This window comes from Clostridium sp. MB05 (assembly GCF_046581255.1).
Classification (GTDB): Bacteria; Bacillota; Clostridia; order Clostridiales; family Clostridiaceae; genus Clostridium.
Genome location: NZ_CP174370.1, coordinates 3,109,257 through 3,134,903, shown reverse-complemented (window position 1 = coordinate 3,134,903; position 25,647 = coordinate 3,109,257). Strand labels below are relative to the sequence as shown.

Sequence of the window (25,647 nt, the reverse complement as noted above, 5' to 3'; positions counted from 1 at the left end):
ATTAAAATAAGATATTGATATATTTTGAAATCTACTAACTACATAGGAGTGAACTTATATGGGAATTAAAAAAATTATATTAGCACCAGATTCATTTAAGGAAAGCATGACAGCAAAGGAAGCTTGTTTTGCTATGGAAAAGGGAATAAAAGAAGTATTTAAAGATGTTGAATGTGTTCATGTACCTATGGCGGATGGTGGAGAAGGAACGATGGAATCTTTAGTTGATGCTACGGAAGGTAAATTATATACTGTAGAAGTTACAGCACCATTAGGAAATAAAATAGAAGCAAAATTTGGTGTCTTGGGAGATGGTGTAACAGCAGTAATAGAAATGGCAGAAGCAAGTGGACTTAATTTAGTTAAAAGAGATGAAAGAGATCCATTAGTTACAACTACTTATGGTACAGGAGAACTAATAAAATCAGCGTTAGATATTGGAGCAAAGAGGCTGGTTATAGGATTAGGTGGAAGCGCTACAAATGATGGTGGAGCAGGGATGCTTCAAGCTTTGGGAGTAAGTTTAAAAGATAAGAATAGAAATGAGCTTAAATTTGGCGGAGGAGCTTTAAAAGATTTAGAAACCATAGATTTAAGTAATTTTGATAAGAGAATTTTAGAAATAGAGATAGAGGTAGCTTGTGATGTAAAAAATCCCCTAACTGGGAAAGATGGAGCGAGTTATGTATTTGGACCTCAAAAAGGAGCCAGTAAAGAGACTATAGAAATTTTAGATAAAAATTTAAAGCATTATGGAAATATAGTTAGAAAAGAATTAAGTAAAGAAATAGATAATATAGAGGGAGCTGGGGCAGCAGGAGGCCTTGGAGCAACTCTTGTAGGTTTTTGTAATGGGAAACTTAGAAGCGGAATAGATCTTGTGATTAAGTATTCAAAGTTAGAGGAAAAGATAAAGGATGCAGATTTTGTTTTTACAGGAGAAGGAAGTATAGATTTTCAAACTAAGTTTGGTAAAACACTAATTGGAGTTGCCAATATAGCTAAGAAATATGATATTCCTGTAATTGCCTTTGCTGGTAAAGTTGGTTCAGATATCGAGGAATTATACGATTTAGGAATAGATTCAGTTATAGGAATAATGTCTGAAGTAGCTACTATTGAAGAAGCATTAAAGAATGGGAAAAATAATTTAGAAATTTCAGCTAATAATATAGCAAGAATAATTAAGCTATCAGAAAAAATATGTATTCAGAAGAAGAGTTTATAGGAATTAGGGATATTGTATTTGAAGAATTTAGTAAAGCTATTAGAGTGTGCATAAATAAAATCCACGATAAATTATCGTGGATTTTTTAAGTAAAATATTTTTTATTATAATATCTCTAATACTTCTATTGTATATTTATCTTCAGGAGCATTAACCTCAACTATATCATGAGCTTTTTTGCCTATTAATGCTTTTCCTAAATCTGATTCAATGCTTATAAACATATTTTCAGGATCTGAATCCATAACAGTTACTAATGTTAATACATCTTCGAAGTCGTCTTCTACAAATCTGATTTTAGCTTTACTATTAATACCTAATACTGATTTATCTATATCTTTATCATCTACAACAGTTGCTGTTGAAATCATAGTTAGCAAATATTGAATTCTATTATCGTTTTCTCTGTAATTTGCACAAGCTTCTTTATATTCTGCATTTTCAGATCTATCACCATGTGCAGCGGCTATTGCCTTTTCTTTTGCAATTTCTGCTCTTTTTACAGTCATTCTATATTCTAATTCTTCTCTTAACTTTTTTATATTTTCTTCTGTTAATGTATTATTCATAAAAACCAAATCCTTCCCAAATATATCATGTTAATATTATATAATATATAGAAAAAAATAAAAGATATTTTATATAATTCTAAGAAATTAAAAATAGAAGATAAGTTAAAGATTAAAGATGAAGGATAGTAATGAATAGAATTAACACCAGTAAAAGTATGTTTATTGCATCTAGAAAGATCACGGAATTTATTTTTGTCTATATGATTTTGAAGATGATATATTAAAATTATTGAATTATAAATACTGACAGGTCTATGTCAGTATTTATATGATATTATTACTTTAAAATTAATTAAAAGATACAATTCTTGTATGAGATAGAAATAAAAAATATAAGGGGGTTTTTCTATAGATGTAATTTAATATATATCAAAAGATAAGAATAAGAAAATTTTTATGAAGAAAAGAAGTGGAGAAATATGAGGAAAATTAATATGAGAGATATAAAATATATTTTTATATATGGTAATATGTTATGCAGAAAATAGAAAGGCTAATGGCTATTATTTTAGCATTAAAAAAGAATAAGAAAATGATTGCTAAAGAGTTAGCGGATACTTTCGAGGTAGATATTAGAACGATTTACAGAGATATTCAAGCTTTAAGTGAAATGAATATACCAATAATATCTTATACTGGAAGTGAAGGGGGATATGAAATATTAGAAAATTATTTTATACCTCCAATTATGTTTAACGAAGATGAAGTTTTTTCTTTACTTTTATCTAAAAAAATTATTGATACAGTTAATATTCCAGGCTATTCAGCTTTTATAAACTCTGCATTTTTAAAAATAGAAAATATAGTTCCTAAATGTTTAAAAAAAGATTTTGAGGATATTCAAAATAAAATAATTTTTGATTTAAAATATAATGATATAAATATAGAAAATGCTTATGTTTTTGATATTGTAAAAAAAGCTCTTAAAAATAATTTGAAAATGAAAGCAATTTATAATGAAGATGCTAAATCTAATTTAGTGGAGCATATAATAAGAGCTTATGGCATAGTTTTTGAGGATGGAATATGGTATATTGTTGCATTTTCAGAATTAAGTAATTCAAAAATACGCTTAAATATTGAAAGAATAAAGAGTATTTCATTATTAGATGAAGTGTTTGAGGATACTAAAGATTCTAATATGGAAAATTACTATAGTACAAGTTGTTTTAAAAGCGCATATAGAAACAAGGAAAGTGTACTTATAAAATTAAAAATAAAGAAAGAACTATATCCTGATATAAAAGACTATGTATTTTTTAAATATGGTGAAATTATTGAAGAAAAAGATAGTTATATTATAGATATAAAAACCATGAAACCAGATTTTTATATATCTCTTGCATTTAGGTTTTTTAGAAGCATGGAAGTTGTAGAACCTTTATGGATTCGTGAAAAGATTAAAGAAGAATTAAATAATTTAAATAAAATTTATGAAAGTTGATCTTAAGCATTAAAGTACAAACAATATATTAAATAATAGAGTTAGATAAATTTAGGGGGAGTTTATATGATTAAAGAAATTGAAACTCGTAGAAGTGTAAGAAAATATAGTAATAAACCTGTAGAAGATGAGAAAATTATTAAATTAATTGAAAGTGCAAGACTTGCTCCATCAGGTAGGAATAAACAGCCTTGGCATTTCATTATAGTTAAATCAGAATCAACTAAGGAAAAAATATCAAAAGTATCTCATGATCAAAAATGGATGAATACTGCACCAATTCATATTGTGTGTGTTGCAGATATACGTGAAAGAATAGAAGAGGATATAGAGATATCTCTTAATGAGAGTAGTCCACAACCAGAGCTTAAAATTGTAATAAGAGATGTTTCAATTGCAATAGAGCATATGGTACTTGAGGCTGAAAGGTTAGGATTAGGTACGTGCTGGGTTGCTTGGTTTACTCAAGATGAAATTAGACCAATATTAAATATACCAGAGGATAAATATGTAGTAGCTGTTATCCCTGTTGGATATGCAGATGAAATTCCTAAGCCTCGTCCAAGAAAGAATATAGAAGAAATAATACATTATGAATATTGGCAAAAATTAGATGATTTGGATTTTTAGTTTACTATTTACAAAATAATAACATTTAAATTGTTGACCATATGGTTTGTTTTTGTTAGAATAAAAATAGACCATATGGTCTGTATTTGTTTGGAGGAAAGGAAATGAAGCAAAAAGAAAAAAATAAAATTAGCAAAGATAAAATATTAAATGCAGCTATTGTAGAATTTGGAACTAAAAATTATGAAAATGCATCTTTAAACAATATTTGCAATGATAATAATATTTCAAAAGGACTTATCTATCATTATTATAAAAATAAAGATGATTTATTTTTAAGTTGCGTAAAGTATTGTTTCGATGAATTTGTAAGTTATATTCAAAGTGAAGAGTCTGATAAAAATGATTTTCAGAATATTATGCAAAAATATTTAGATTTAAGATATCGGTTTTTTAGAGAGAATATTTATTTAAGTCATATATTTTTTAATGCAGTTTTACAGCCACCTATGCATTTAAAAAAAGAAATTAAAATTCTAAGGGAGAATTTTGATAATCTTAATATAATTAATTATAGATTTGCTTTAAGTAAAATAACGCTAAGAGAAGGTATAACAGAGGAAGAAGCAATAGAATATTTTTTGATTTTTCAAGAAATGTTCAATGGATATTTTGAAAGTAAAACATATGAGGACTGTGAGCTTAATGGTTTGATTAAATCACATGAAATCAAGCTTGAAAAAGTATTAAATATTATGCTTTATGGAATTATAAAGGAGGAATAAAAATATGGTATTTTCAATATTAAAATTATCATTAGCAGTTGTATTTGCCTTTTTTATGGGTAAATTAATTTCAAAGATAAAACTACCAGCTATTTTAGGATGGTTACTTACGGGGATGATACTTGGTCCTCATGCAGTAGGACTTATAAATGAAACTATTTTAAATGCTCAATGGTATCAAATTATTATACATATTCTAGAGTGTGTAGTAGGGCTTCTAATTGGAACAGAGTTAATTTGGAAAGAAATTAAAAAATCAGGTAAACAACTTATAATAACAACTTTAACTCAATCCTTAGGAACATTTTTTATAGTTAGTTTAGTTTTTGCAGTTGTATTTTACTTTGCAGGTATCCCATTATATCTTGCGTTTATTTTTGGAGGTATTGCTCTTGCAACAGCTCCAGCACCAGCATTATCAATTGTAAGAGAGTTTAAAACAGATGGGCCTGTAACTAGAACACTAATTCCTATGGCAGCACTTGATGATATGGTGGGAGTCGTTGTTTTCTTTTCAACTATTGGAATTATATCTGCTAATATTTCGGAACAAAAGGTTCCTATATATATAGTTTTATTTGTTGTTTTATTACCAATCATCATTGGAGTAGCTACAGGATTCTTGGCAGGATTGTTACTTAAAAAAGAGAATACATTACAAAAAACTATGTTTATTTTAATAGTAACTATATTGATATCTGCAGGTATAGGATTTATATTTAATAATATAATTTTACCTAAGCCAGTATTAAACTTTATGTTAATCGGAATGGCTTTTTCAGCTACATTTGCTAATATGATTTCAGAAGAGAGATTAAAGGAAGTAATGAGTGCAGTTAGTCCTATTTTAGATATATCTATGATTATAGTAATATTAAATTTAGGTGCACCACTTGATTATCATTTAATATTAGGCGCAGGTTTATTTACTGCAATTTATATTATTTCAAGAGCGATAGGAAAGTATAGCGGAGCATTTTTGGGAGCATCTATTACTAATTCACCACAAACTGTAAAGAAGTATTTAGGATTTACATTATTACCACATTCAGGAGTATCATTAGTATTTACAGGAATAGCAGTTTCAACTTTAGCAGGTCCAGCTCCAGAATGTGCAAAAATTGTGCAAGGTACAATAGCAGCAGCAGCAGTAATCAATGAAGTAATTGCAGTAATTATTGCTAAGAAAGCCTTTGAATGGTCAGGAGAATTTAATAAGAGAGATGATATTGAGCTTTGTGAAAGTAATTAATATAAATATAAAAGGCAATTAGTTTATTAATAATAAATTTTTAAGTATAAGGATTTTAAGTTGTAAGTGAATTAGATTTGCTTACAACTTTTTTTGTTTATATTTATTTTCGTGTTAGCGATACTAGAAAATATATTATTTAGTAAAGGTTATGATTGAGAAAATAAAACAAAAACATAATTATAAATTAAGTAAAATTCAAGACGTAATTTTTGAATAATTAAAAAAGTTATATAGTAAATATGTTTATTATATATTATGATATAATGAAACATAAAAAATAATTTTATGATTGAACGGAGTGTGAAATTGATGGAAAACAAAAGTACAGATGTTGCAAAAGCATCTATTATGATGGCTATATCAACAAGAGAATCTGAGGAGGTATTAATAAAAGATTTTAAAAATAAAGAAATATTAGCTACAGCTGTAGATATAGGTGGTGATTTTTCTAAGTCAACAGCTAAAATAATAGAAAGAACTTTGGTTGCGGCTAAAAGAAGTGGATTAATTTATGATTGCCATCTTCATGATGGAGCAGTAGCAGGAGCTACTAAAGAAGTGCTTATGCAAATAGCACCTAAGGCATATGGATTAAATGTTGGAGGGAAAATAGGAATTGCACGTTCACATGAACATATAAGTGTATCCATATTTTTAAGTGGTGGATTACTTCATTTAAATGAGGTAATTATGGGAGTTGCTCATAGGTCTATTCCTGAATTACATATATAATTTAGTTTAAATTAGCATTAAAAATAGAGATATAGATAAACATTTATTGTATAATATTTTCAAAATAAAACAAAAAAATTCAATAATTATTTATTGACAATGATTATAAATTGATATATTATAAGTCTAACAAAAATACATCAATATTTATTATTGAGATTAATAATTACTGATGTAAATAGAAAAGTAGTTTTGTAGTATAGAAGAAATGTAGTTTTGTAGCATATTGTGTTTAAAAAGTTGTCTTTTTCAAGATAGCTTTAATTTTATAAAAAAATTATATATATGGAGGATGGTAGTATGGTAGGAAAGAAAATTCTTACATCAATTTTGGGTGCTGTAATTAGTACCTCTATTCTAGTTGGCTGCAGCAATGATAACGCAGCAAAATCAAAAAAAATTGCAAATATAGGAGTTCTTCAGTTTGTTGAACACTCAGCTTTGGATTTATCCTTAGAAGGTTTTAAAGCTGGACTTGAATCAAAGGGGCTTAAAGAAGATGTTGACTTTACAATAGATCTTCAAAATGCTCAAGGTGATATACCTACAGCTCAAACTATGGCAAACAATTTTGTGTCAAATAAAAAAGATTTAATATTTGCAATAGCTACTCCAGCTGCACAAGCAGCTTATAATCTAACAAAACAAATTCCAATATTATTTACAGCTGTTACAGATCCTGTTAAGGCAGAACTGGTAGAATCAATGGAAAAATCTAATACTAACGTTACTGGGACAAGCGATGAGTTACCTTTAGATAAGCAGTTTGATTTAATAAAAAAACTAATACCTAATGCAAAAAAAATAGGAATATTATATAACACAAGTGAAATAAACTCTGAGCTTCAAGTAAAAAAAGCTACAGATTTAGCTAAGGAGAAAGGGTTTGAAATAATTTCTTTAGGTGTTAATAGTTCTAATGATATGTCTCAAGGATTGGCTAATATATTGCAAAAAGTAGATGTATTATATACTCCAACTGATAATTTAATAGCTTCATCTATGCCACTTATAAGTGAAAAGGCTATAGAAAAGGGTATTCCAGTTATAGGTGCTGAAAAAGCTCATGTAGATGGTGGAGCTTTAGCTGCAGAAGGAATTGATTATTACAACTTAGGATTCCAAACAGGTATAATGGCTTCTGAGATTATTGCAAATGGAAAGAATCCTAAAGATATGTCTGTAGAAACTTTAAAGGAAACAACTTTAGTTATAAATGAATCTACAGCTAAAAAATTAAATATTGAAATACCTGAAGACTTAGCAGCAAAAGCCAAGTTTGTAAAGGATGGTGAGAATTAATGCAAGATATTCTTATAAACATCCTTGAACAAGGTTTAATTTTTGGAATGCTTTCTATTGGAGTATATATAACTTATAAAATTTTAGATTTTCCTGATCTATCTGTAGATGGAACTTTTGTTTTAGGAGGCGCTGTAAGTGCAGCAGCATTACTAAAGGGTTTAAATCCATATTTATCTCTATTATTAGCATTACTTTCTGGGATAATAGCAGGTGGGGTAACTGGATTTTTAAATGTAAAGTTAAAGATAACTAATATTTTATCAGGAATTTTAGTTATGATAGGATTATACTCTATTAGTTTAAGAATAATGGGTAAGGCAAATATAGCTTTATTTTCTAAAGACAATATATTTGAAGGTTCAAACTCTAAAATTATAATTATTTTAATAATGGCAATAGTAGTAAAATTAAGCATGGATTTATTTTTAAAGACTAAATCAGGTTTTTTACTAATAGGAGCAGGAGATAACCCTCAAATGGTAACATCTTTAGGGGTTGATGTTGGAATGATAAAAATTTGGGGACTTATGATTTCCAATGGAATAGTTGCTTTTTCGGGAGGGCTAATGGCCCAATATCAAAAATTTTCCGATATATCAATGGGAACAGGAACAATAATTATAGGGCTTGCTTCAATAATATTAGGTGAATCATTATTTAAAAATGTTAAAATTTTAAAAAATACTTCTATTATTGTATTAGGTGCTATTTTGTATAAATCAACAATATCAATAGCTTTAGCTCTTGGATTACCACCAACGGATTTAAAACTTATAACAGCTTTAATAGTAGTAATTGCACTTAGTTTTAATAAAAATGCAATTAAAATTAATATAAGAAAGCTATTTACAAAAGGAGGTGAGGATCTTGCTGAAGTTAACGAATATAACTAAAGTAGTTAATAAAGGAACTGTAAATGAAAAAACAATTTATAAGAACCTTTCATTAGAGATAAATTCTGGTGATTTCGTAACTATAATAGGTAGCAACGGAGCTGGTAAATCTACACTTTTAAATATTATCTCAGGATTAACTAATCATGATAACGGCAATATATTTTTAGAGAATAAGTCTATAGGAAGTTTACCAGAGTTTAAAAGAACAAAGAAAATGGGTAGAGTTTTTCAAAATCCTGAGCTTGGAACAATACCATCTATGACAATATTAGAAAATATGTCTATGGCATTTAATAAGAGTAATCCATTTGGATTTTCATTTGGGTTAAGAAGTGATAAAATTGAATTTTTTAAAGACCTTTTAAAAACCTTAGATCTAGGACTAGAAAATTCTTTAAATACTAAAGTATCATTTTTATCAGGTGGGCAAAGACAAGCTCTTACTTTATTGATGGTAAGTTTATCTGAACCTAAGCTTTTGCTTTTAGATGAACACACAGCAGCATTAGATCCTAAAACTTCTGAAATTATAATGAGACTTACTGATAAAATAGTTTCAAAAAATAATACTACAACCCTTATGGTAACACATAATTTAAGTCATGCTATAAATTATGGCAATAGAATTATAATGTTCCATAATGGGGAAATTATATTAGATTTATCTGGTGATGAAAAAAAGCTTTTAACTAAAGAAAAGATTTTAGAAATATTTAATTCTGAAGAAAATAATAAAATCTTAAATGATGAAATTGTGTTAAACTAATATACTAGTGAAATAAGGCTAATGGGCTTTTTCTAAGGGAAATTAATACTAAATTAGTAGGATTTAATAATATAATTAAAGAATAGTATAAAAATTTAAAAGATGATTTCTATATTTTTAGAAGTCAACTCAGAGTGTCGACAAAGTCGACACTCTTTTGTTTTGATGTAAAATACTGATAAAGAAAAACAATGAAGGAAGAAATAAAATAGTATTGTAAGTTAACTACATAGATAGCTTTTAATCAATAGGCATTAGTTCAAATTATTAACTATGACCAATCCATACCACAAGTGGATTTACCATATATATTTGATAGATTTTATAGAATAGAAAAATCAAGAAATAGTAATATAGGAGGTTCTGGATTAGGCCTATCAATAACCAAAAATATTATAGAGCTCCATAATGGAACTATATCTGCTTATAGTGATAATGATAAAACTATATTCGAAGTTAGATTGCCAATAGAACTAATTTAAAATAATATTTATTTAATCAATTAAGGTATTTCGAGGTTATCATTTTAAATACCTTTCATATTTAAATAAATTTGTATTTTAATATTTATATAAGAGAAAGAAAAAAACTAAATATTGAATATAGTAGATTCAAATATAATAATTAAATATAAATATTTAATTATTATATAAGTAAGCTATTTTGTAAAAAAATAGTATGTGATAAAATATACATAAGTTACAATAAATATTTTATATGTTATTAAGACATATAACTAATTAATAGTGTTCAAGTAAAATTAGTGTTTTAAAAACTTATGTAAAGTAAATAGTAAAGTTTATACATTTAAAGGGATGAGAATAATGAACAATTTTAAGGTTAGTGATTTTCTAAAAAGGGTTTCAGTAATAATACTAGTAATTTTATTTGTTAATGGACCACTAGTTGCTTATGCTAGAGCTGGCGGTGGAGGCGGCGGAGGTGGTGGAGGAGGTGGCGGAAACAGCAGCTCATCTCACGTTGGTTCACCAGGTGGAAGTTATAGAGGAAGAAGTAATCCAATAGCTTCAATAATTAATATTAGTATGTTTGTTATTATTGGATCAGCAGGAACAATTGTTTTAAAAGTAAGGCTTAGTAAAAAGAAAGTAAAAAGTATTTCTGCTATAAAGAGTTTAGCTAAGAATGATCATAATTGGGATTATGATAATATAAAGAATGACATAGAAGAAGCTTTTTATAAGGTTCAAATTGCTTGGATGGAGAGAAATCAAGATTTAGCTAAAGAGTATATGAGCGAAAAATTATACATAAGACATAAATCAAAAACAGGATGGATGAAAGTAAGAAAAGAAAAAAATATTTTAGAAAAAATGAAATTATTGAGTGCTACTCCTATTGCATTAAAAGATCAGGATGGAACTAGTAGTGATTGTTTATGGATTCATATAAGAGCAAAATCAATTGATTACACAATAAATGAGGAAACAAATGAAATAATAGAAGGTAATAAGTATAGAGCTACTCATTTTGAAGAATATTGGAAATTTATAAAAAGCGAAAAAAGATGGGTATTAGATGAAATAAAACAAATTGATGATATTAATGATTTGGATTTCTTTGATATAAATATGAAAGATAAAGAATCTAAGTGATAGTAAAATATTTATAAAAAGAAGTTTAAGTTAATAAAAAGAGATTTAAAGTAGTTGCTTTAAATCTCTTTTTAAATATTTCTAGTAAATTTAATGACTAAGATCAGTTAACAAGGAGAATTAAAATGAACATTATTATAGTCGGTGTAGGTAAAGTGGGATATACTTTGGCTAAATATCTATCCATAGAAAGAGATAATATAACTGTTATAGATAATAAAGATAAAGCTTTAGAACATATTAATAATAATTTGGGTGTAGTGTGCATTAAGGGAATTGCATTATTTTAAAAGTGTTTGATGAAGCTATTTATATGTCCTTATATTGCAATATCCATAGTTGTATTTGATGGTTTTGACTTAATAACAATATTTTACAAGACTTTTTTTCTATTTTGATATATAATAGACTAAATGGTAAAAAGTGTAAAATGGTATGACGAGGGTATGGGAGGTATAATTATGTTTGATTTAAAAGGTAAAATAGCAGTTGTTACAGGTTCATCAAGTGGATTGGGAAAGGATGCAGCAATTGCATATGCTAAAGAAGGTGCTAATGTATGTTTATTGGCAAGAAGAGCTGAGAAAATAGGAGAATTAGCTAAAGAAATTGAAAGTTTAGGAGTAAAGGCTATCGCTGTTAAATGTGATGTTACAGATGAAGAAGAAGTAAAATCAGCAGTAGAAACTATAGTCAATAAGTTTGGTAGAATTGACATTTTATTAAATAATGCAGGTATAGCAGTTCGTGGTGGTGTAGATACTCTTAGCGAAGAAGATTGGAATAAGAGCATGGATACTAATGTAAAAGGTATTTATTTAATGAGTAAGTATATTATTCCAGTTATGAAGAAACAAAATTATGGTAAGGTAGTTAATGTAAGTTCAATTAATGCATTATTAGCAGATAAAAATGATGTGTTTATTAGACATTCTTATAATGCTTCCAAGGCGGCAGTTTTAGGGCTATCAAGAGGTATGGCAGCATCTTATGCTCAATTTGGTATAACAGTAAATTCTGTTTGTCCAGGATTATTTGAATCTGAAATGACTGAAGATACATTATTTAAATCTCAAGAATTTTTAGCTAAGTATAATTTACTTTGTCCAACATCTAGACCAGCTAAAAAAGGTGAGTTAAATGGAACTATTTTATATTTTTCTTCTAATGCATCAAGTTATGTAACAGGACAACATATTGTAGTAGATGGTGGATTATCAATAGTATAATATAATAAATATTAAAGGGTGAAATATCACCTTTTAATTTTTTACTTAAAATGTATAAAATATTAACAGAGAACTTCGATAGAAATATGAATGAGAAATAAGATAAAAAATAAAGGTGTTAGAATCTAGGGGGGATTACATTGAGAAAATTATTAGTAGTTATTGATTATCAAAAGGATTTTGTTGATGGAACATTAGGGTTTGAAAAAGCTATAACTTTAGAAGCAGGAATATATGATAAAGTAAATAAATATTTAAATAATAATGATAAGGTGTTATTTACTTATGACACACATTTTGAAGATTATTTAAAAACTAGAGAGGGAAAAAACTTACCGGTTATGCATTGTATAGAAGGTACAGAAGGTCATAAACTATATGGAAAGTTAAAAGAGTTTTGGGGTAGAGAAAATACGATACATTATAAAAAACATTGTTTCGGAATGTCTCCAAGTGATATGCTAAAGTTAGCTGATGAAATAGGAGAAGATATTGAAGAAATTGAGATTGTCGGAGTAGTTACTAATATATGTGTAATAAGTAATGTTGTAATGTTTCAATCACAATACAAAAATGCTAATGTTATAGTTGATGGAAGTCTTTGTGCTAGTTTCAATGAATCCTTACATGAGAAAACTTTAGATGTAATTGAAGGATTACAAGGAAAGGTAGTAAACAGAGAGAAACAATAACAATAAATTAAATAAGAAAACATCTTTTTAATGTTAATGCCTTCTGACAAAGTGCCAGAGGGCTTCATTTTATTTAAAAGAATATTTATTAACTTTATGGCACATTTTTTATGTAAGAGAATAGCATATTATTGGAAGGGAGGAATTCAAAAATGAATTTAGAAGGAAATAATTATTATAGGGACCTACAGTCTTTACATGATGAATGCAAAAGATGTTTACACTTTCATGTTGTTGTAACAATGGTAGACGGAAGTACGCTTGATGGAATTATCCAAGATATGGATAAGGATCGTGTTATAATATTAGTTGGTGAGGATGTAATGGAGCAAGATGATGGAATGCAGTTTGATCCACAACGACAAGGTGGACGTCAGCAAAGAAGATTTAGGCGTTTTAGACCTAGAGCGTTTCCATTTAACTCGATAGCTGGATTAGCTCTATTAGGATATCCTTTCTTTGCACCACCATTTTTCTTTCCTGTTTGGTAATTATTAACAAGTGATATTGTAAATAAATGCGTAGTAGCATTTTTCGTTATATGTAATTTACCAAGTTGTTTTTTTAATAACGAGGTTTCTAAAATAATAACTGGAAGTGAATTTTAAATAAAATAATCACTTCCAGTTATTATTTTTATGGTGATAATTAGAATTATTTAAGTTTATAGTTAGTAAGTTATATAAAATTCAATTATATTAAAAGTAATAGATATTATCCAAATGCATTTTATAGTTCAAGAATATAAACCTAAAAACATAAAAATTATTGAAAAAAATTTGTTATATATTTATTAGATATAGCAATAAAGCTTTTAAGAGAATCATTAATTTGTATATTTTTATTTACTACAAATTTAATTGTTAGTTCATTAAAATAATCTTTTAAATCATAAACATTAAAATTGTGTTTTTTAGGTAGAATACTTTTAGGCAAAAGTGATACCCCCAGTCCCTCAGATATACCTTTAAGAATAGCTTCTAAAGTATCAAACTCAATTATATTAGTAGGCTTAGCATTATTAATAGTAAACCACTTTTTTAGAATGTTACGATAGGGACAATTACCATCCGTAGCTACTATTATTGGTGCTGTAATATTACTAGTGTCATCAATATTTATAGAGGATATTAGAGCAAATTCTTCTTTGAAACTAAAGACTTCCATAACTTGTGCAGATGTATAATTATCATATATAAAAGCACCATCTAGATCACCTTTTATAAGATTATCTAGAAGAGCCTCTTTTTTTTCTGTTTTTAATTCTAAAGATATTGTAGGATTTTCTTCGTGAAATAAAGTAAATAATTTAGGTAATTGAGATGCAGAAATAGTCTGGGTAGCACCGATTTTAAGTTTACAATTAATTTTAGGAATGATGAATTCTTCATAAGCTTCATCTACTAAATTAATGATTTTATCTGCATATTTAAGTAGCTTTTCTCCTTGGGAAGTAATAATGGCACCTTTATTGTTCCTTATAAATAAAGTAGTTTTCAATTCACTTTCAAGCAATTTAATTCTCATCGTAATATTTGATTGTGCATATCCAAGATTTAAAGCCGCTTTTGATATAGATTTTTCATAAGCAACCATTTGGAATATTCTTAAATCGTTAATCTCCATACTATAAATACCTTTCAAAATAGTAATTTATATATTTAATATCACTAATAATGATATTAAATATTATTTATAAGTATTATACAATTTTTATATAGCGAGTTAAACTATAAGTGTCAAAACTAATAAATAAATTATTAAATCATTAAATCATATAATTAAAATTATTAGCAATTGATTTGAAAATCAAGTTTTAGTTGAAGTATACAAGTGAAATAGAAAGCAAAGGGAGGATATAGTTAAATGATAGCAACTCAATATAATATTGTATTACCAAGTAATTATGATATGAAGATAATAAAGGATAGAGTAAAGAATAATGGATATAAAACAGATGGATTTGATGATTTGAAATTTAAACTATATTTAATAACTGAAAAAGGAAAAAATAAAAACTTACAGAATAGTTATTGTCCTTTATATCTTTGGAAAGATAGCAATGGATTAAATAAGTTTTTGTTTAATGGATTTTATGATAATATAATAAGTTCTTTTGGATGGCAGCAAGCAAATATAGGAGTACCATTAATTGATACAACAACATATAAAATTAAAGATATTAAATATTTATTTGAAATAACAAGAGAAATATCACCACAAGAAAGTTTAAGGAATATAAAATATGAAATAGAAAAAGAAATGCCTAAGATTGAAAATGTTGAATATGTAGTCATTTATAACCCAGATAAATGGAAATATAATATTTTTTATTTTATAGATGATCTAAGTAAGGTAAAAACAGAAAAAGGGATAGTTTATAATATACTTCATGTATCACAAGAATAACACCATGATTTTTATATCGATTTAAAGACTTATTAAATAGATTATAAAAATTTTATTTTTATAAATTAAAAGGATATTTAAAGTAATTTGCTTTAGATATCCTTTTTTTACCAAAGTTATTTAAATTATTAAGAGAAATATATATCAAAAATAAAGAAAAGTGTGATGAATTATGAACTAATTGATTATTGGTGGAATAAAATAATATATATATAATATTTTTTTACGTCTATAGTTAGATTATTATAAACAAAAGATAGAAATGAGTGATAAATTATGTTCAATATGAGACAAGGGAACTATAGATATATTGGTTCAGGTTCATCACGAAATGTATTTGACTTAAGAAATGGATATGTTATGAAAGTGGCAAAAAATAGAGCTGGAATTGCACAGAATAAGACTGAATATAGAATCTCATCAATAGATTCCTCTCATTTATTTGCAAAAGTTATAAAAGCTTCAGAAGATTTTAGTATCGTAATAATGAAGAAAGCATATAAGATAAATGATTTTGATGAGGTACTTGATTATTTTAGAGTTAGAAGCATTGAAGAACTCTTTAGTTTAAGGAAATTTAAGAATATTAAATACAAATATAATTTATTATCTGGTGATTTACGTAGAGCCAGTAGTTGGGGCATAATTAATGGAAGACCAATAATTATTGATTACGGTTTTACAAGGAAAGTTAGACAAAAGTATTATGATGATTTTTAAAAGTAGAGTAGTATTCTATTAAGAATGTAAAATAGTCTGTGAATATTTTATAATAATAATTTATTATAGCATCTTCTGAAGCTTACACAGGCTATTTTACACTACCTAAAAGTGGTTAAATTCTAATAAAAATTAATTACATTTTCATAAAGTTAGTTTTTTAACCGCCAAGAGTAACATCTTGTTCGTTATACCACTCTAAAGCATTATAGAAATCCTTAGAAGTGAAATCAGGCCAATAAGAGTCTATTACATAAAAGTCAGAGTAAACAGACTGAACTGGTAAAAATCCACTAAGCCTTCTTCTACCTCCCCATCTTACAATAAGGTCAATTCTAGAAATGTCCTCTGAATGTATATAAGGTAAAATGTGCTTTTTGGAGGAATGAGATTCTTTTAATAAATTCAAATCCCATTCCCAACCATAGTGAATTAAGAAGTTTACTTTAATACCACCAGATCCAAACTTTTGCCTAGTAGTAAATAAAAGCAACTCTTTTGGAAAATTTTTTGATTCAGTATTTCCAATTACTAATATTTCACAATCTTCTTTTGTCAAAAGCATGACAGAGTCAATACAAGCTTTGATAAATGCAAGCTTCTGCTCAGAAGGTCGTTTAGTATTATCTACAGTAAAACCATAGAATGTTATTTCTTTTATATTTTCTTTCTGACAAAGTTTAAATAATTCTAGGCCAGGATTTATCCCATACTCATATCCTCTATCTTTTGTTAGATTATTTGATAAAGCCCAACGTCTATTACCGTCAGGAATTATTCCAACATGTTCTGGTACTCTCATATTTCCTCCATAAAAGTTAAAATTTATAATAGTAGTTTATCCAGAAGAATGTGAAATAAACGTAAATTTATGTTTTTTATTGTAGAAAAGAATGGATATTTTAAGTATAATTAAAATGATTAGTTATGGTAAAAAATGTATTAAAATGGAAAAGTGATTTACAATTTAATAAAAATAAATAGAAATTATAATTTAAATAATTAAAATCTATATCTTTATAGGGAGGGATATTTTGGAGGGGAAATTTAAAAAAGTTTTTATTTTCACTATAATATTTTGCGGGATATTATTCAGTTTTAAATTACCTGTAAAAGCTGAGGAAAATAAAAAGGTATTAATTTTAAATTCTTATAGCGAAGAACTTCAGTGGACTAGGGATATTCAAAGGGGTATAGAAAGCGAATTAGACACTAATAATAGTGTACTTTTATATTATGAATTTATGGACTTAAAAAACAATAGAAGTGACAAATATATAAATATGTTATATAAACTTTATAAAAATAAATATAAAGATACTAAATTTGATGTAATTATATGCTCAGATAACGATGCATTAAATTTTATGGTGAGTTATGGAGAAGATATATTTCGAGATTCACCTATAGTTTTTTGTGGGATAAATGATTTTAATGAAGATATGCTTAAAGGTAAAGCTAATTTTACTGGAATAGTTGAAGAAATAGATGTTAAATCCACTATAGACAGTATATTATATATGCAGCCATATATAGAAAATATAGCTATTATATGTGATAGTACAACCACTGGAAAAATTAATGAAGAACTAGCTAAGAAGGTTATATCTAAATTTAGTCATAATGTTAAATTTTATTTTTATAAAGATTTAGAAGTAACAGAAGCTTTAAAAGAAATAGATAACTTAGGCGAAAAAACAGCAGTATTAAATATTGGACAGTTAAAAGAAGAAGATGGAGAATATATAGCATATGAAAGACTTCAAAATTCATTAGAAGGATTTAATAAGCCTATTTACGTTTGTTGGGATGTTTTGTTAACCGATAAAATAATGGGTGGAAAAGTTATAGATGGATATAGTCAAGGTAAAGTAGCAGCGCAAATGACAGCTGAAATTTTAAAAGGAGAAAAAGTAGAAAACATACCAATTATTAAAAAATCTCCAAGTGAATTTATTTTTAATTATAATGAATTAAATAAGTATAAAATAAATATAGATAAATTACCAAGCAATTATAAAATAATAAATAAGCCATTTTCTGTTTATGAGGATTATAAGCTAGAAATACATATAATAATAGGATTAATTATTTTTCTTTTAATAGTAATAATATTATTAATTTCAAATATTAGAAAAAGAATTTTAACAGAAAAAGAGTTAAATAGAAATTATGAGGAACTAAATGCAGTTTATGAAGAACTTGCAGCTACAGAGGAGTCTCTTGAAAATCAATACAATGAACTTCAAATAATTGAGGAAAGATATAAACTTGCTATTGACGGTTCAAATGGTATTATATGGGAATATAGTTTTAAAAATAAGGAATATTATGTATCAGATAAATTTGAAAGTTTAATTGGCTATAAAATTGATTATAGTGATGATATAAGTTTTATACTAAAAAAATTAGTAATTAAAGAGGATATATCAAAAGTAGTAAACTTATTTTATGAGCATTTAAATAAAGAGGCTCAATATTTTAAAGTGGAGTGTAGGATATTAGATAACTTAGGTGGAATAAAGTGGGTTTTTGTAAGGGGAAAGGCTTTAATAGATAGTATGGGAAAACCTGTGAAAATGTCTGGCTCTATATCTGATATTACTGAAAGAAAAAAAACAGAAGAGAAAAACAGATTTTTAGCATTCTATGATCAATTAACAGGTTTGCCTAATAAGCATATGTTTTTAGAGACCATTGATAATGAATTGTTAAAATGCGTAGAAGGTGGTAATGAAGGGGCAGTATTTCTAATAGATATTGATAATTTTAAAAATATAAATGATACATTAGGACATGACTATGGAGATGAATTTTTAAAAAATGTTTCAAGAAGACTTTCGGAAAGTTTAAAACATAATGAGTTTATATGTAAGCTTGCTGGAGATGAATTTCTTATATTAAAATTAGGAATTAAAGACAAAATAGAAATAGAAAAGGTTGCTATAGAAATATTAGATTTGTTTAAAAAGCCATTTTATATAGGAGATAAAAAGGTATTTACAACAGCAAGTATTGGAATAAGCATGTTTCCAAAGGATGCTTTAACCAAAAATGAGTTGCTTAAAAATTCAGATATAGCAATGTATAAAGCAAAAGAAAAAGGGAAAAACAGACATTTGTTTTATAGTGAAGAAATGTCTAAAGATATAATAAGAAAATCACAATTAATAGATGGGCTTAGAAATTCTATTGTTAGATCTGAGCTTAACTTATTATACCAACCGCAAGTAGATTTAACTGATGGTAAAGTTAAAGGAGCCGAGGTTTTACTTAGATGGGCAAATGCTAAATTTGGAAGTATATCTCCAGTTGAGTTTATTCCATTAGCAGAACAAACAGAGCTTATAGTTCCAATAGGGGAATGGGTTCTTAAAAATGCATGTATAAAAACTAAGTATTGGATTGATAAGGGCATTAATTCTGTACACATATCTGTTAATGTTTCTGTCACTCAACTTTATCAGAAAGATTTTCTAAATACAATAAAGGAAATATTAAATGAAACTAAATTGCCACCTGAATATTTAGAGATAGAAATAACAGAAAGTATACTTATGAACAATATAGAAGAAAACTTGAAAATTCTTAAAGATATAAGAGATTTAGGAATTAAGATTGCTTTAGACGATTTTGGAACAGGATATTCTTCATTAAACTATTTAAGATTGCTTCCAATTAATAAATTAAAACTAGACAAATCCTTTATAGATAATATACATACAAATAAAAATGATAAGGATATAGTTGAATGTATAATTAAACTTGCACATGAAATGAATATTACTGTAGTTGCTGAAGGAGTAGAATTAAAAGAGCAACTAGATATATTAAATGAAATTGAATGTGATAAAATACAAGGTTACTATTTTAGTAAACCAATTTCTCCAGGAGAATTTGAATTACTTATAAAATAAAGGGCGTTAGTTTACGTCCTTTATTTTTTGTCCTTATTTAGTAGGATTAAAAGTGATTTAAATTAGGTTAATGCTAAGTAACACTTATGTATTTAATATATTTTTGAATGATATTAAAGTATACAATATAGAATGAAATAATTTTTAGGTAAAAAACTGTGGAAAATATTTACAAATGAGAACAGTATATGATAAACTAATATATGTAATTACATTTCATTAAAAAAATAAAATTATGAAATACAAAAACGGAAATTTTTAAAAATATAATATATCAAAGAAATTTAAAATAAGTTTCAATTTATATAAATTTTCAAAAAAACTAGCAATAATTTAGCATATATTTAATTATCTGTTAAGTTCAAAATAGTATCGTAAAATATAAGTTATTCTCTTTTTTTAGATGATTTATTTTATATTTAATTAATGTATTCCACATTGAGTGATGAAAATGATGTATTTAAAAGTATTTAAAGCTCTATATCGTTAATTATATAGAGTTTTGAAATAGATTAATAAATATTTTTATAGGGGGATGTTTTATGAACAAAAAAATAAAAATGAGAATTGCTAGTTTATTAGTTTCTCTTTCTGTTTTAATTAACTTTATACCACCAACTAGTGTAAAAGCATTAGGTGATTTTGGAATATCATCACCAGCAATTTCTAAGCCAATAAATAATTATAGTGTAAAGTTGGCACCAGGAGTAACTGAAAAGGGGTATACCTTTGAAGATATAACTGGTAAAAGAGTTGAAAGCTTTATAATAGAAGTAGATATAAATAATAAAAATGTGAGTATAGAAGCAGCAACTCCGAATGATGAAAGTGCATATGGTTTACAACCGGTAAGAAAACAAGCAGAGGCTCTTCTAGCAAAGGGAGAGCAAGTAGTTGCAGGAGTAAATGCTGACTTTTATAATATGGCAACAGGAGAGCCTGTTGGGATTTTTGTAAAGGATGGAGTTGTAATTAAAGAACAAGCACCTGGATGGAAATTTTTCGGAATATTAAAAGATGGAACCCCAGTAATTGGAGATAGTAATAAATTTAATGAAGTAAAAGGAAATCTAGAAGAAGCTCTAGGTGGAAATGCTATTTTAGTCAAAAATGGACAGGTTTTTGAAACTACTGATACTGGAGCAAATAAGGAGCCTAGAACAGCAGTAGGTATAAAATCTAATGGAAACGTATTCTTCTTAACTCTGGATGGAAGACAAGAACCATATTCAGCAGGAGCATCAATGAAAGATTTGGCAGAATTGATGATTTCTATGGGAGCTGTTGAAGCACTTAATTTAGATGGTGGAGGTTCAACAACGCATTTATCTAGAATACCAGGAACAGATACTTTAGATGTTAAAAATAGACCATCTGATAATTCAGAAAGAAGTGTTGCTAACTCGTGGATGATAGTATCTAAAGAAGCTGTAACACATGAGTTTAATTCAGCTTATATTGAACCAAATGAAAAGAGCTTTACTCCAAATTCTACTATACAATTTACTGCTAAGGGAATGGATTTTGCTGGGACTTCAGCAACATTACCACAAGAAGGGTTATCATGGAAGGTTTCTGATAATTCCTTTGGGGAGGTAGATTCTGCTACAGGCTTATTTACATCAACTGGAAAAGAGGGACAAGCTAAAATATTATTAAACTATAATGGAAACGTAGTAGGAGAAACAAATTTTGAAATATCTAAACCAGATGAAATTTGCTTTTATAGTAAAGAACTAAGTATTGATAAAAATCAAAGTAAGAATCTGGGGTTAAATACTTTATTTAATAAAAGAAATGTTAAATGTGATGAAGATGATATAATTTGGGAAATTCCAGAAGGAATGGGTACTGTAGATAAAGATGGTGTACTACACTCATCAGACAAGAATTCTTCAGGTGAAATTAAAGCTATATTAAAAGGAACAAATTTATCTGCCAGTATAAATGTCACTGTAGGACAATTGCCAATAATGTTAGAGGATTTTGAAAAAGGTTTAGGTGAGTGGAAAACGTCTACAGCTAATCGTGGGGAAAGTGCTTCACTTGGACTAACAACATATCCAAATGAACCTACAAGATTTGATACTCATTCATTAAAACTAAATTATGATTTTACTAATGCACAAACAGGAACTACTCTTGGAGTTTATGCAGGTCCAGGAAAAAATATTGAAATTCAAGGTAGTCCAAAGTCTATTGGAATGTGGGTTCATGCTACAAAAGAAGCTAATGGCTATTGGCTAAGAATGAACTTAATAGCTGGTGATGGTAAAAGTAAAACTATAGATTTAGTAGATCAAAGGCCAGGGATAGATTGGGAGGGTTGGAAGTATATAGAGGCTGAAATACCAGAGACATATATAGGACCATTTTCTATACATTCTACTCAAGCAATAAGATTGATGTCATTAAAGTCTGGACTTCCAGGAGAAGGACCTATGACAAAGGGAACAATTTATGTAGATAACATTAGAGCTGTGTACGGAAATAAAGTGGATGATTTATATTCACCAGTAATAGAGTCAATTAATATAGCAAATAAAGATTATACTAATAATGCTGTTAATATTACAGCTAAGCTATATGATTATGAAAATGATCAATATAAGAGCGGTATTAATTGGGATAGAGTAAGAGTAAAAGTTGATGGGATTGATTATACAGAAAAAGAAGGACATTTTTCTTATGATAAGGATGGAACAGTTTCTTTATCAGGATATAAGTGGGCAGATGGTACTCATAGAGTAGATGTAATAGCTCAAGATAATTTTGGAAATGAAACTACAAAAACAGAATATTTTACTGTAAATACAAATTCACCAAAGATTATTATTGAAGCTAAAGACAATAAGGCAGTATTAGGTGGAAGTCTTAATTTGGTTTTAAAATCAAATTGGGGGAAGGATATAAAGAAGCTAAATACAAAAATTAAGATAGATAATAAGTTTCCTGTAGAAGAAGTTAATTTCTCAAGCTTAACACAAAATGGAGGCTGGAAATATAATAAAGATACTGGAGAATTAGAACTATATTGTGAAAATATATCAATGATAAATAAGGAAGATATAATAGCAGATATAAAAGTAAATATATCCAATACAGTTCAAATTCCTTCAGATGTAAGTTTTGAAGTTATTAATTCCACAATAGAATATGTTACAGAAAAGGATAATAATTTTGTAGGAACATCATCTTCTAAGATAACAAGCATACCAGTAATTAGTCCTTTTAATATATTTATAGAAGAAATATTAGTAGGAAAACCAGGTATTATTAAGGTTGCAGATACAGATGGAAATGCAGTAAAAGATGCAAATTTAGTAATGGAAAAAGAAGATGGAACTAAAGTTGATTTAGGAAAAACTAATGTTGAAGGTATAGTTGAAAGTAGTGAACTGACAGATGTTGTTAAGAAAATTTCTATATATGCTGAAAAGGATGGCTTAAGCTCTACAAAGATAAAAACACAATCTTATGCACCATTAAAAGATAAAAATCCATCAAATATATTATTTGGAACTAGTGAAGATGCAAAAACAGAAAAATCAATTTCATGGATGTCAAATCCCTTAACATCAGAAGATAAAGTAGTGGTTGAATATATATTAAAGTCTAAATATAATTCTAAAGGGTTATTCAATAAAATAAATACAAAAGAAGTTGAAGGTGAATATAAAAATCTTACTTTTGCTGGTAATAGCAATATTGATTTAAATGGTATAGTAAGATCAAATACAGCAAAAATAACAGGACTTGAGCCAGGTACAACCTATATGTGTAGAGTTGGTGATGGCAAGAATTGGTCCGGATTTATGGAGTTTACTACATTAGAAGATAAAGAAAATATGAAGTTTATTATTCTTGGCGATACTCAATCACCATCAGAACAAGGTTTATCAGAATTAGATAAAATCCTTAATGTTCTTGAAACAGAGCATAGTGATGCGGATGCAATGATACATTTAGGAGACTTTATTGACGATTCATCAATATTTCAACAATGGGACTGGGTAACATCACTTTTCCAAAAGTACAGTAATATTAATTCAATTGATACAATACATCTTTTAGGAAACCATGAATATATGGGGGATCCTAATGGAGATAAAGGAAAAGCAATATTTAATAACCCAACTAATGGAGTAGATGAGAATATTGGTGGTGTATATTCGGTGGATTATAATGATGTTCATTTTAGTGTAATTAGTTTTACATCAGACAAGGAACTCTTAAAGAAAGAATTAGAGTGGCTAAAAGAAGATGTTAAAAATTCAGATAAAAAGCTAAAAGTTTTATTAACACATCAGCCACCATATTATACTAACCCAGATGGGGGAAATGCTTTGATTAAAGAAATGTTACCTCCAGTAGTGGATGAGCTAGGAATAGACTTAGTATTCTCAGGACATGATCATGCTTATGGAAGAACAAAGAAGTTAAAAAATGGGGTAGAAGATAATGAAGGAGCAATATATATAGTTGGTGGTACAACAGGGCAAAAACATTATCAAGCTGTTAACGATGGAAGCTTTGAAGTGTATAACGATGAAAACACAGGAATATACACTACTTTAGAATTTAACAATGGTGAAGCTAGAATAGTAGCAAAGAAAGCTGATGGAACAATAATAGATGATTTTAGTTTAGATAAAAAAGCTCCTGAAATAACTATAAATGGTGTAGAGGATAATAAAGTATATACCGACTCTAAGGTTAAAATTCAAGTATCTGTTGATGAAGAAGCAGAAGTATCAATGACTTTAAACGGAGAAGTATATAATGGAGAAGAAATATCTAAAGAGGGTAAATATGAACTTACTGTAGTTGCAACTGATAAATTTGGAAATAAATCTACTAAAACAGTTAATTTCACAATTTCAAAGTCAGAAGAAAATGGTTCTGGCAATGGGGAAAATAATAACGGGAACAATGGTAATGAAAATAATAATAACGGTAATGAAAACAATAATAACAATAATAACAATAATGGAAATAATAATGAATCGATAGAGAATAATACAAATAACTCAGAAGGAGAATTAGGAAAAGGAGAGTTGGTTCAAACAGGAACACCATATAGCTCAAATACATTAGTTATAATAGCTGTAATATTAGTAGTGTTAGGAGCCTCTTTAAGTAAGAAGGTTAAGAAGGATATAATATAAAAATTACTTTTCTCATTTTAATTCAATTATTATATTATAAATTTGAGTTGTAGACTGTAGGAAGAAATTCTTCTTACAGTCTTTTTTGATTCCAATAGTATTTAAAAGAGAATAAATGTAGTTGTAGCTGTAGTTATTCTGATAAAAACAAGTGTAATAAATTATAATTGGTACTATTAGTAAAGTATTTGTCAATATAAAGGGACTATGATAGTATATAACCATATAAGGAATTCCTTATATATTTTTTTGCAAATTTTAAGATATTAATTGTATTATTATAAAATTGCAAAAAAATTTAAAGTAATTCTTATAATTAGAATTATTAACAATGAATGGAGGA

At 27.3% G+C, this 25,647-nt stretch carries 21 protein-coding genes and 1 pseudogene; 19 read left to right on the top strand and 3 right to left on the bottom strand.

Features of this window, described 5'->3' with window-relative positions; genetic code table 11:
* Nucleotides 1-58: 58 nt before the first annotated feature.
* Complete coding sequence (locus ACH36K_RS14670) at nt 59-1,228, top strand: glycerate kinase (protein ID WP_411168352.1); 1,170 nt, start codon at nt 59-61, stop codon at nt 1,226-1,228.
* A gap of 104 nt (nt 1,229-1,332) precedes the next feature.
* Here the strand turns inward: ACH36K_RS14670 and ACH36K_RS14665 are convergent, their stop codons facing one another.
* Nucleotides 1,333-1,797: a GreA/GreB family elongation factor gene (locus ACH36K_RS14665; RefSeq protein ID WP_411168351.1), complete on the bottom strand. Its 465-nt coding sequence runs from the start codon at nt 1,795-1,797 to the stop codon at nt 1,333-1,335.
* Nucleotides 1,798-2,275: 478 nt separating this feature from the next.
* On the opposite strand from ACH36K_RS14665, the gene ACH36K_RS14660 reads away from it, so the two are divergent.
* The 14 genes and pseudogenes from ACH36K_RS14660 to ACH36K_RS14595 all read left to right on the top strand — a co-directional run bounded on the left by ACH36K_RS14660 (nt 2,276) and on the right by ACH36K_RS14595 (nt 13,581).
* Nucleotides 2,276-3,244 (top strand): helix-turn-helix transcriptional regulator, encoded by a 969-nt coding sequence (locus tag ACH36K_RS14660; protein ID WP_411168350.1) that lies wholly within the window; start codon nt 2,276-2,278, stop codon nt 3,242-3,244.
* A 66-nt stretch (nt 3,245-3,310) separates the two neighbouring features.
* Nucleotides 3,311-3,874, top strand: coding sequence for a nitroreductase family protein (locus ACH36K_RS14655; RefSeq protein WP_411168349.1), 564 nt, complete (start codon nt 3,311-3,313; stop codon nt 3,872-3,874).
* A gap of 104 nt (nt 3,875-3,978) precedes the next feature.
* Complete coding sequence (locus tag ACH36K_RS14650; RefSeq protein ID WP_411168348.1) at nt 3,979-4,599, top strand: TetR/AcrR family transcriptional regulator; 621 nt, start codon at nt 3,979-3,981, stop codon at nt 4,597-4,599.
* Between the two features lie 4 nt (nt 4,600-4,603).
* Nucleotides 4,604-5,851, top strand: a complete 1,248-nt coding sequence (locus ACH36K_RS14645) for a cation:proton antiporter (RefSeq protein WP_411168347.1) — start codon at nt 4,604-4,606, stop codon at nt 5,849-5,851.
* A gap of 312 nt (nt 5,852-6,163) precedes the next feature.
* Nucleotides 6,164-6,586: a HutP family protein gene (locus ACH36K_RS14640; RefSeq protein WP_411168346.1), complete on the top strand. Its 423-nt coding sequence runs from the start codon at nt 6,164-6,166 to the stop codon at nt 6,584-6,586.
* 300 nt (nt 6,587-6,886) lie between these two features.
* The gene (locus ACH36K_RS14635) at nt 6,887-7,888 is read left to right on the top strand and encodes an ABC transporter substrate-binding protein (RefSeq protein WP_411168345.1); all 1,002 of its coding nucleotides are present in this window, start codon (nt 6,887-6,889) and stop codon (nt 7,886-7,888) included.
* Complete coding sequence (locus ACH36K_RS14630; protein WP_411168344.1) at nt 7,888-8,784, top strand: ABC transporter permease; 897 nt, start codon at nt 7,888-7,890, stop codon at nt 8,782-8,784. The genes ACH36K_RS14635 and ACH36K_RS14630 overlap by 1 nt, the downstream gene beginning before the upstream one ends.
* Nucleotides 8,759-9,553 carry an ABC transporter ATP-binding protein gene (locus ACH36K_RS14625; RefSeq protein WP_411168343.1) on the top strand — a complete coding sequence of 265 codons (795 nt, stop codon included), beginning with the start codon at nt 8,759-8,761 and terminating at the stop codon, nt 9,551-9,553. Before ACH36K_RS14630 ends, ACH36K_RS14625 begins: the two co-directional genes overlap by 26 nt.
* A 251-nt stretch (nt 9,554-9,804) precedes the next feature.
* A pseudogene (locus tag ACH36K_RS14620) lies at nt 9,805-10,035 on the top strand (ATP-binding protein); the annotation flags it as partial.
* A gap of 342 nt (nt 10,036-10,377) precedes the next feature.
* The gene (locus tag ACH36K_RS14615) at nt 10,378-11,169 is read left to right on the top strand and encodes a Tim44 domain-containing protein (RefSeq protein WP_411168342.1); all 792 of its coding nucleotides are present in this window, start codon (nt 10,378-10,380) and stop codon (nt 11,167-11,169) included.
* A 125-nt stretch (nt 11,170-11,294) separates the two neighbouring features.
* Nucleotides 11,295-11,459, top strand: a complete 165-nt coding sequence (locus tag ACH36K_RS14610; RefSeq protein ID WP_411168341.1) for an NAD-binding protein — start codon at nt 11,295-11,297, stop codon at nt 11,457-11,459.
* A 171-nt stretch (nt 11,460-11,630) separates the two neighbouring features.
* A complete protein-coding gene (locus ACH36K_RS14605; RefSeq protein WP_411168340.1) occupies nt 11,631-12,398 on the top strand; it encodes an SDR family NAD(P)-dependent oxidoreductase in 768 nt (255 codons plus the stop codon).
* A gap of 140 nt (nt 12,399-12,538) precedes the next feature.
* The gene (locus tag ACH36K_RS14600; protein WP_411168339.1) at nt 12,539-13,090 is read left to right on the top strand and encodes a cysteine hydrolase family protein; all 552 of its coding nucleotides are present in this window, start codon (nt 12,539-12,541) and stop codon (nt 13,088-13,090) included.
* 131 nt (nt 13,091-13,221) lie between these two features.
* Complete coding sequence (locus ACH36K_RS14595; protein WP_411168338.1) at nt 13,222-13,581, top strand: hypothetical protein; 360 nt, start codon at nt 13,222-13,224, stop codon at nt 13,579-13,581.
* Nucleotides 13,582-13,855: 274 nt separating this feature from the next.
* On the opposite strand, the gene ACH36K_RS14590 is transcribed toward ACH36K_RS14595, so the two are convergent.
* Entirely contained in the window at nt 13,856-14,734 is an 879-nt protein-coding gene (locus ACH36K_RS14590) for a LysR family transcriptional regulator (RefSeq protein ID WP_411168337.1), read from the bottom strand.
* A 222-nt stretch (nt 14,735-14,956) separates the two neighbouring features.
* On the opposite strand from ACH36K_RS14590, the gene ACH36K_RS14585 reads away from it, so the two are divergent.
* Both ACH36K_RS14585 and ACH36K_RS14580 read left to right on the top strand, forming a co-directional pair.
* Nucleotides 14,957-15,499 carry a DUF4865 family protein gene (locus tag ACH36K_RS14585; RefSeq protein ID WP_411168336.1) on the top strand — a complete coding sequence of 181 codons (543 nt, stop codon included), beginning with the start codon at nt 14,957-14,959 and terminating at the stop codon, nt 15,497-15,499.
* Nucleotides 15,500-15,775: 276 nt separating this feature from the next.
* On the top strand, nt 15,776-16,219 hold the full coding sequence (locus ACH36K_RS14580; protein ID WP_411168335.1) for a hypothetical protein: 444 nt from the start codon (nt 15,776-15,778) through the stop codon (nt 16,217-16,219).
* Between the two features lie 160 nt (nt 16,220-16,379).
* Here ACH36K_RS14580 and ACH36K_RS14575 read toward each other — a convergent pair whose 3' ends face one another.
* The gene (locus ACH36K_RS14575; RefSeq protein WP_411168334.1) at nt 16,380-17,021 is read right to left on the bottom strand and encodes an undecaprenyl diphosphate synthase family protein; all 642 of its coding nucleotides are present in this window, start codon (nt 17,019-17,021) and stop codon (nt 16,380-16,382) included.
* 232 nt (nt 17,022-17,253) lie between these two features.
* On the opposite strand from ACH36K_RS14575, the gene ACH36K_RS14570 reads away from it, so the two are divergent.
* Together ACH36K_RS14570 and ACH36K_RS14565 are read left to right on the top strand one after the other, a co-directional pair.
* Nucleotides 17,254-20,136, top strand: coding sequence for an ABC transporter substrate binding protein (locus ACH36K_RS14570; RefSeq protein WP_411168333.1), 2,883 nt, complete (start codon nt 17,254-17,256; stop codon nt 20,134-20,136).
* Nucleotides 20,137-20,678: 542 nt separating this feature from the next.
* On the top strand, nt 20,679-25,304 hold the full coding sequence (locus ACH36K_RS14565) for a phosphodiester glycosidase family protein (RefSeq protein ID WP_411168332.1): 4,626 nt from the start codon (nt 20,679-20,681) through the stop codon (nt 25,302-25,304).
* Nucleotides 25,305-25,647 lie beyond the last annotated feature (343 nt).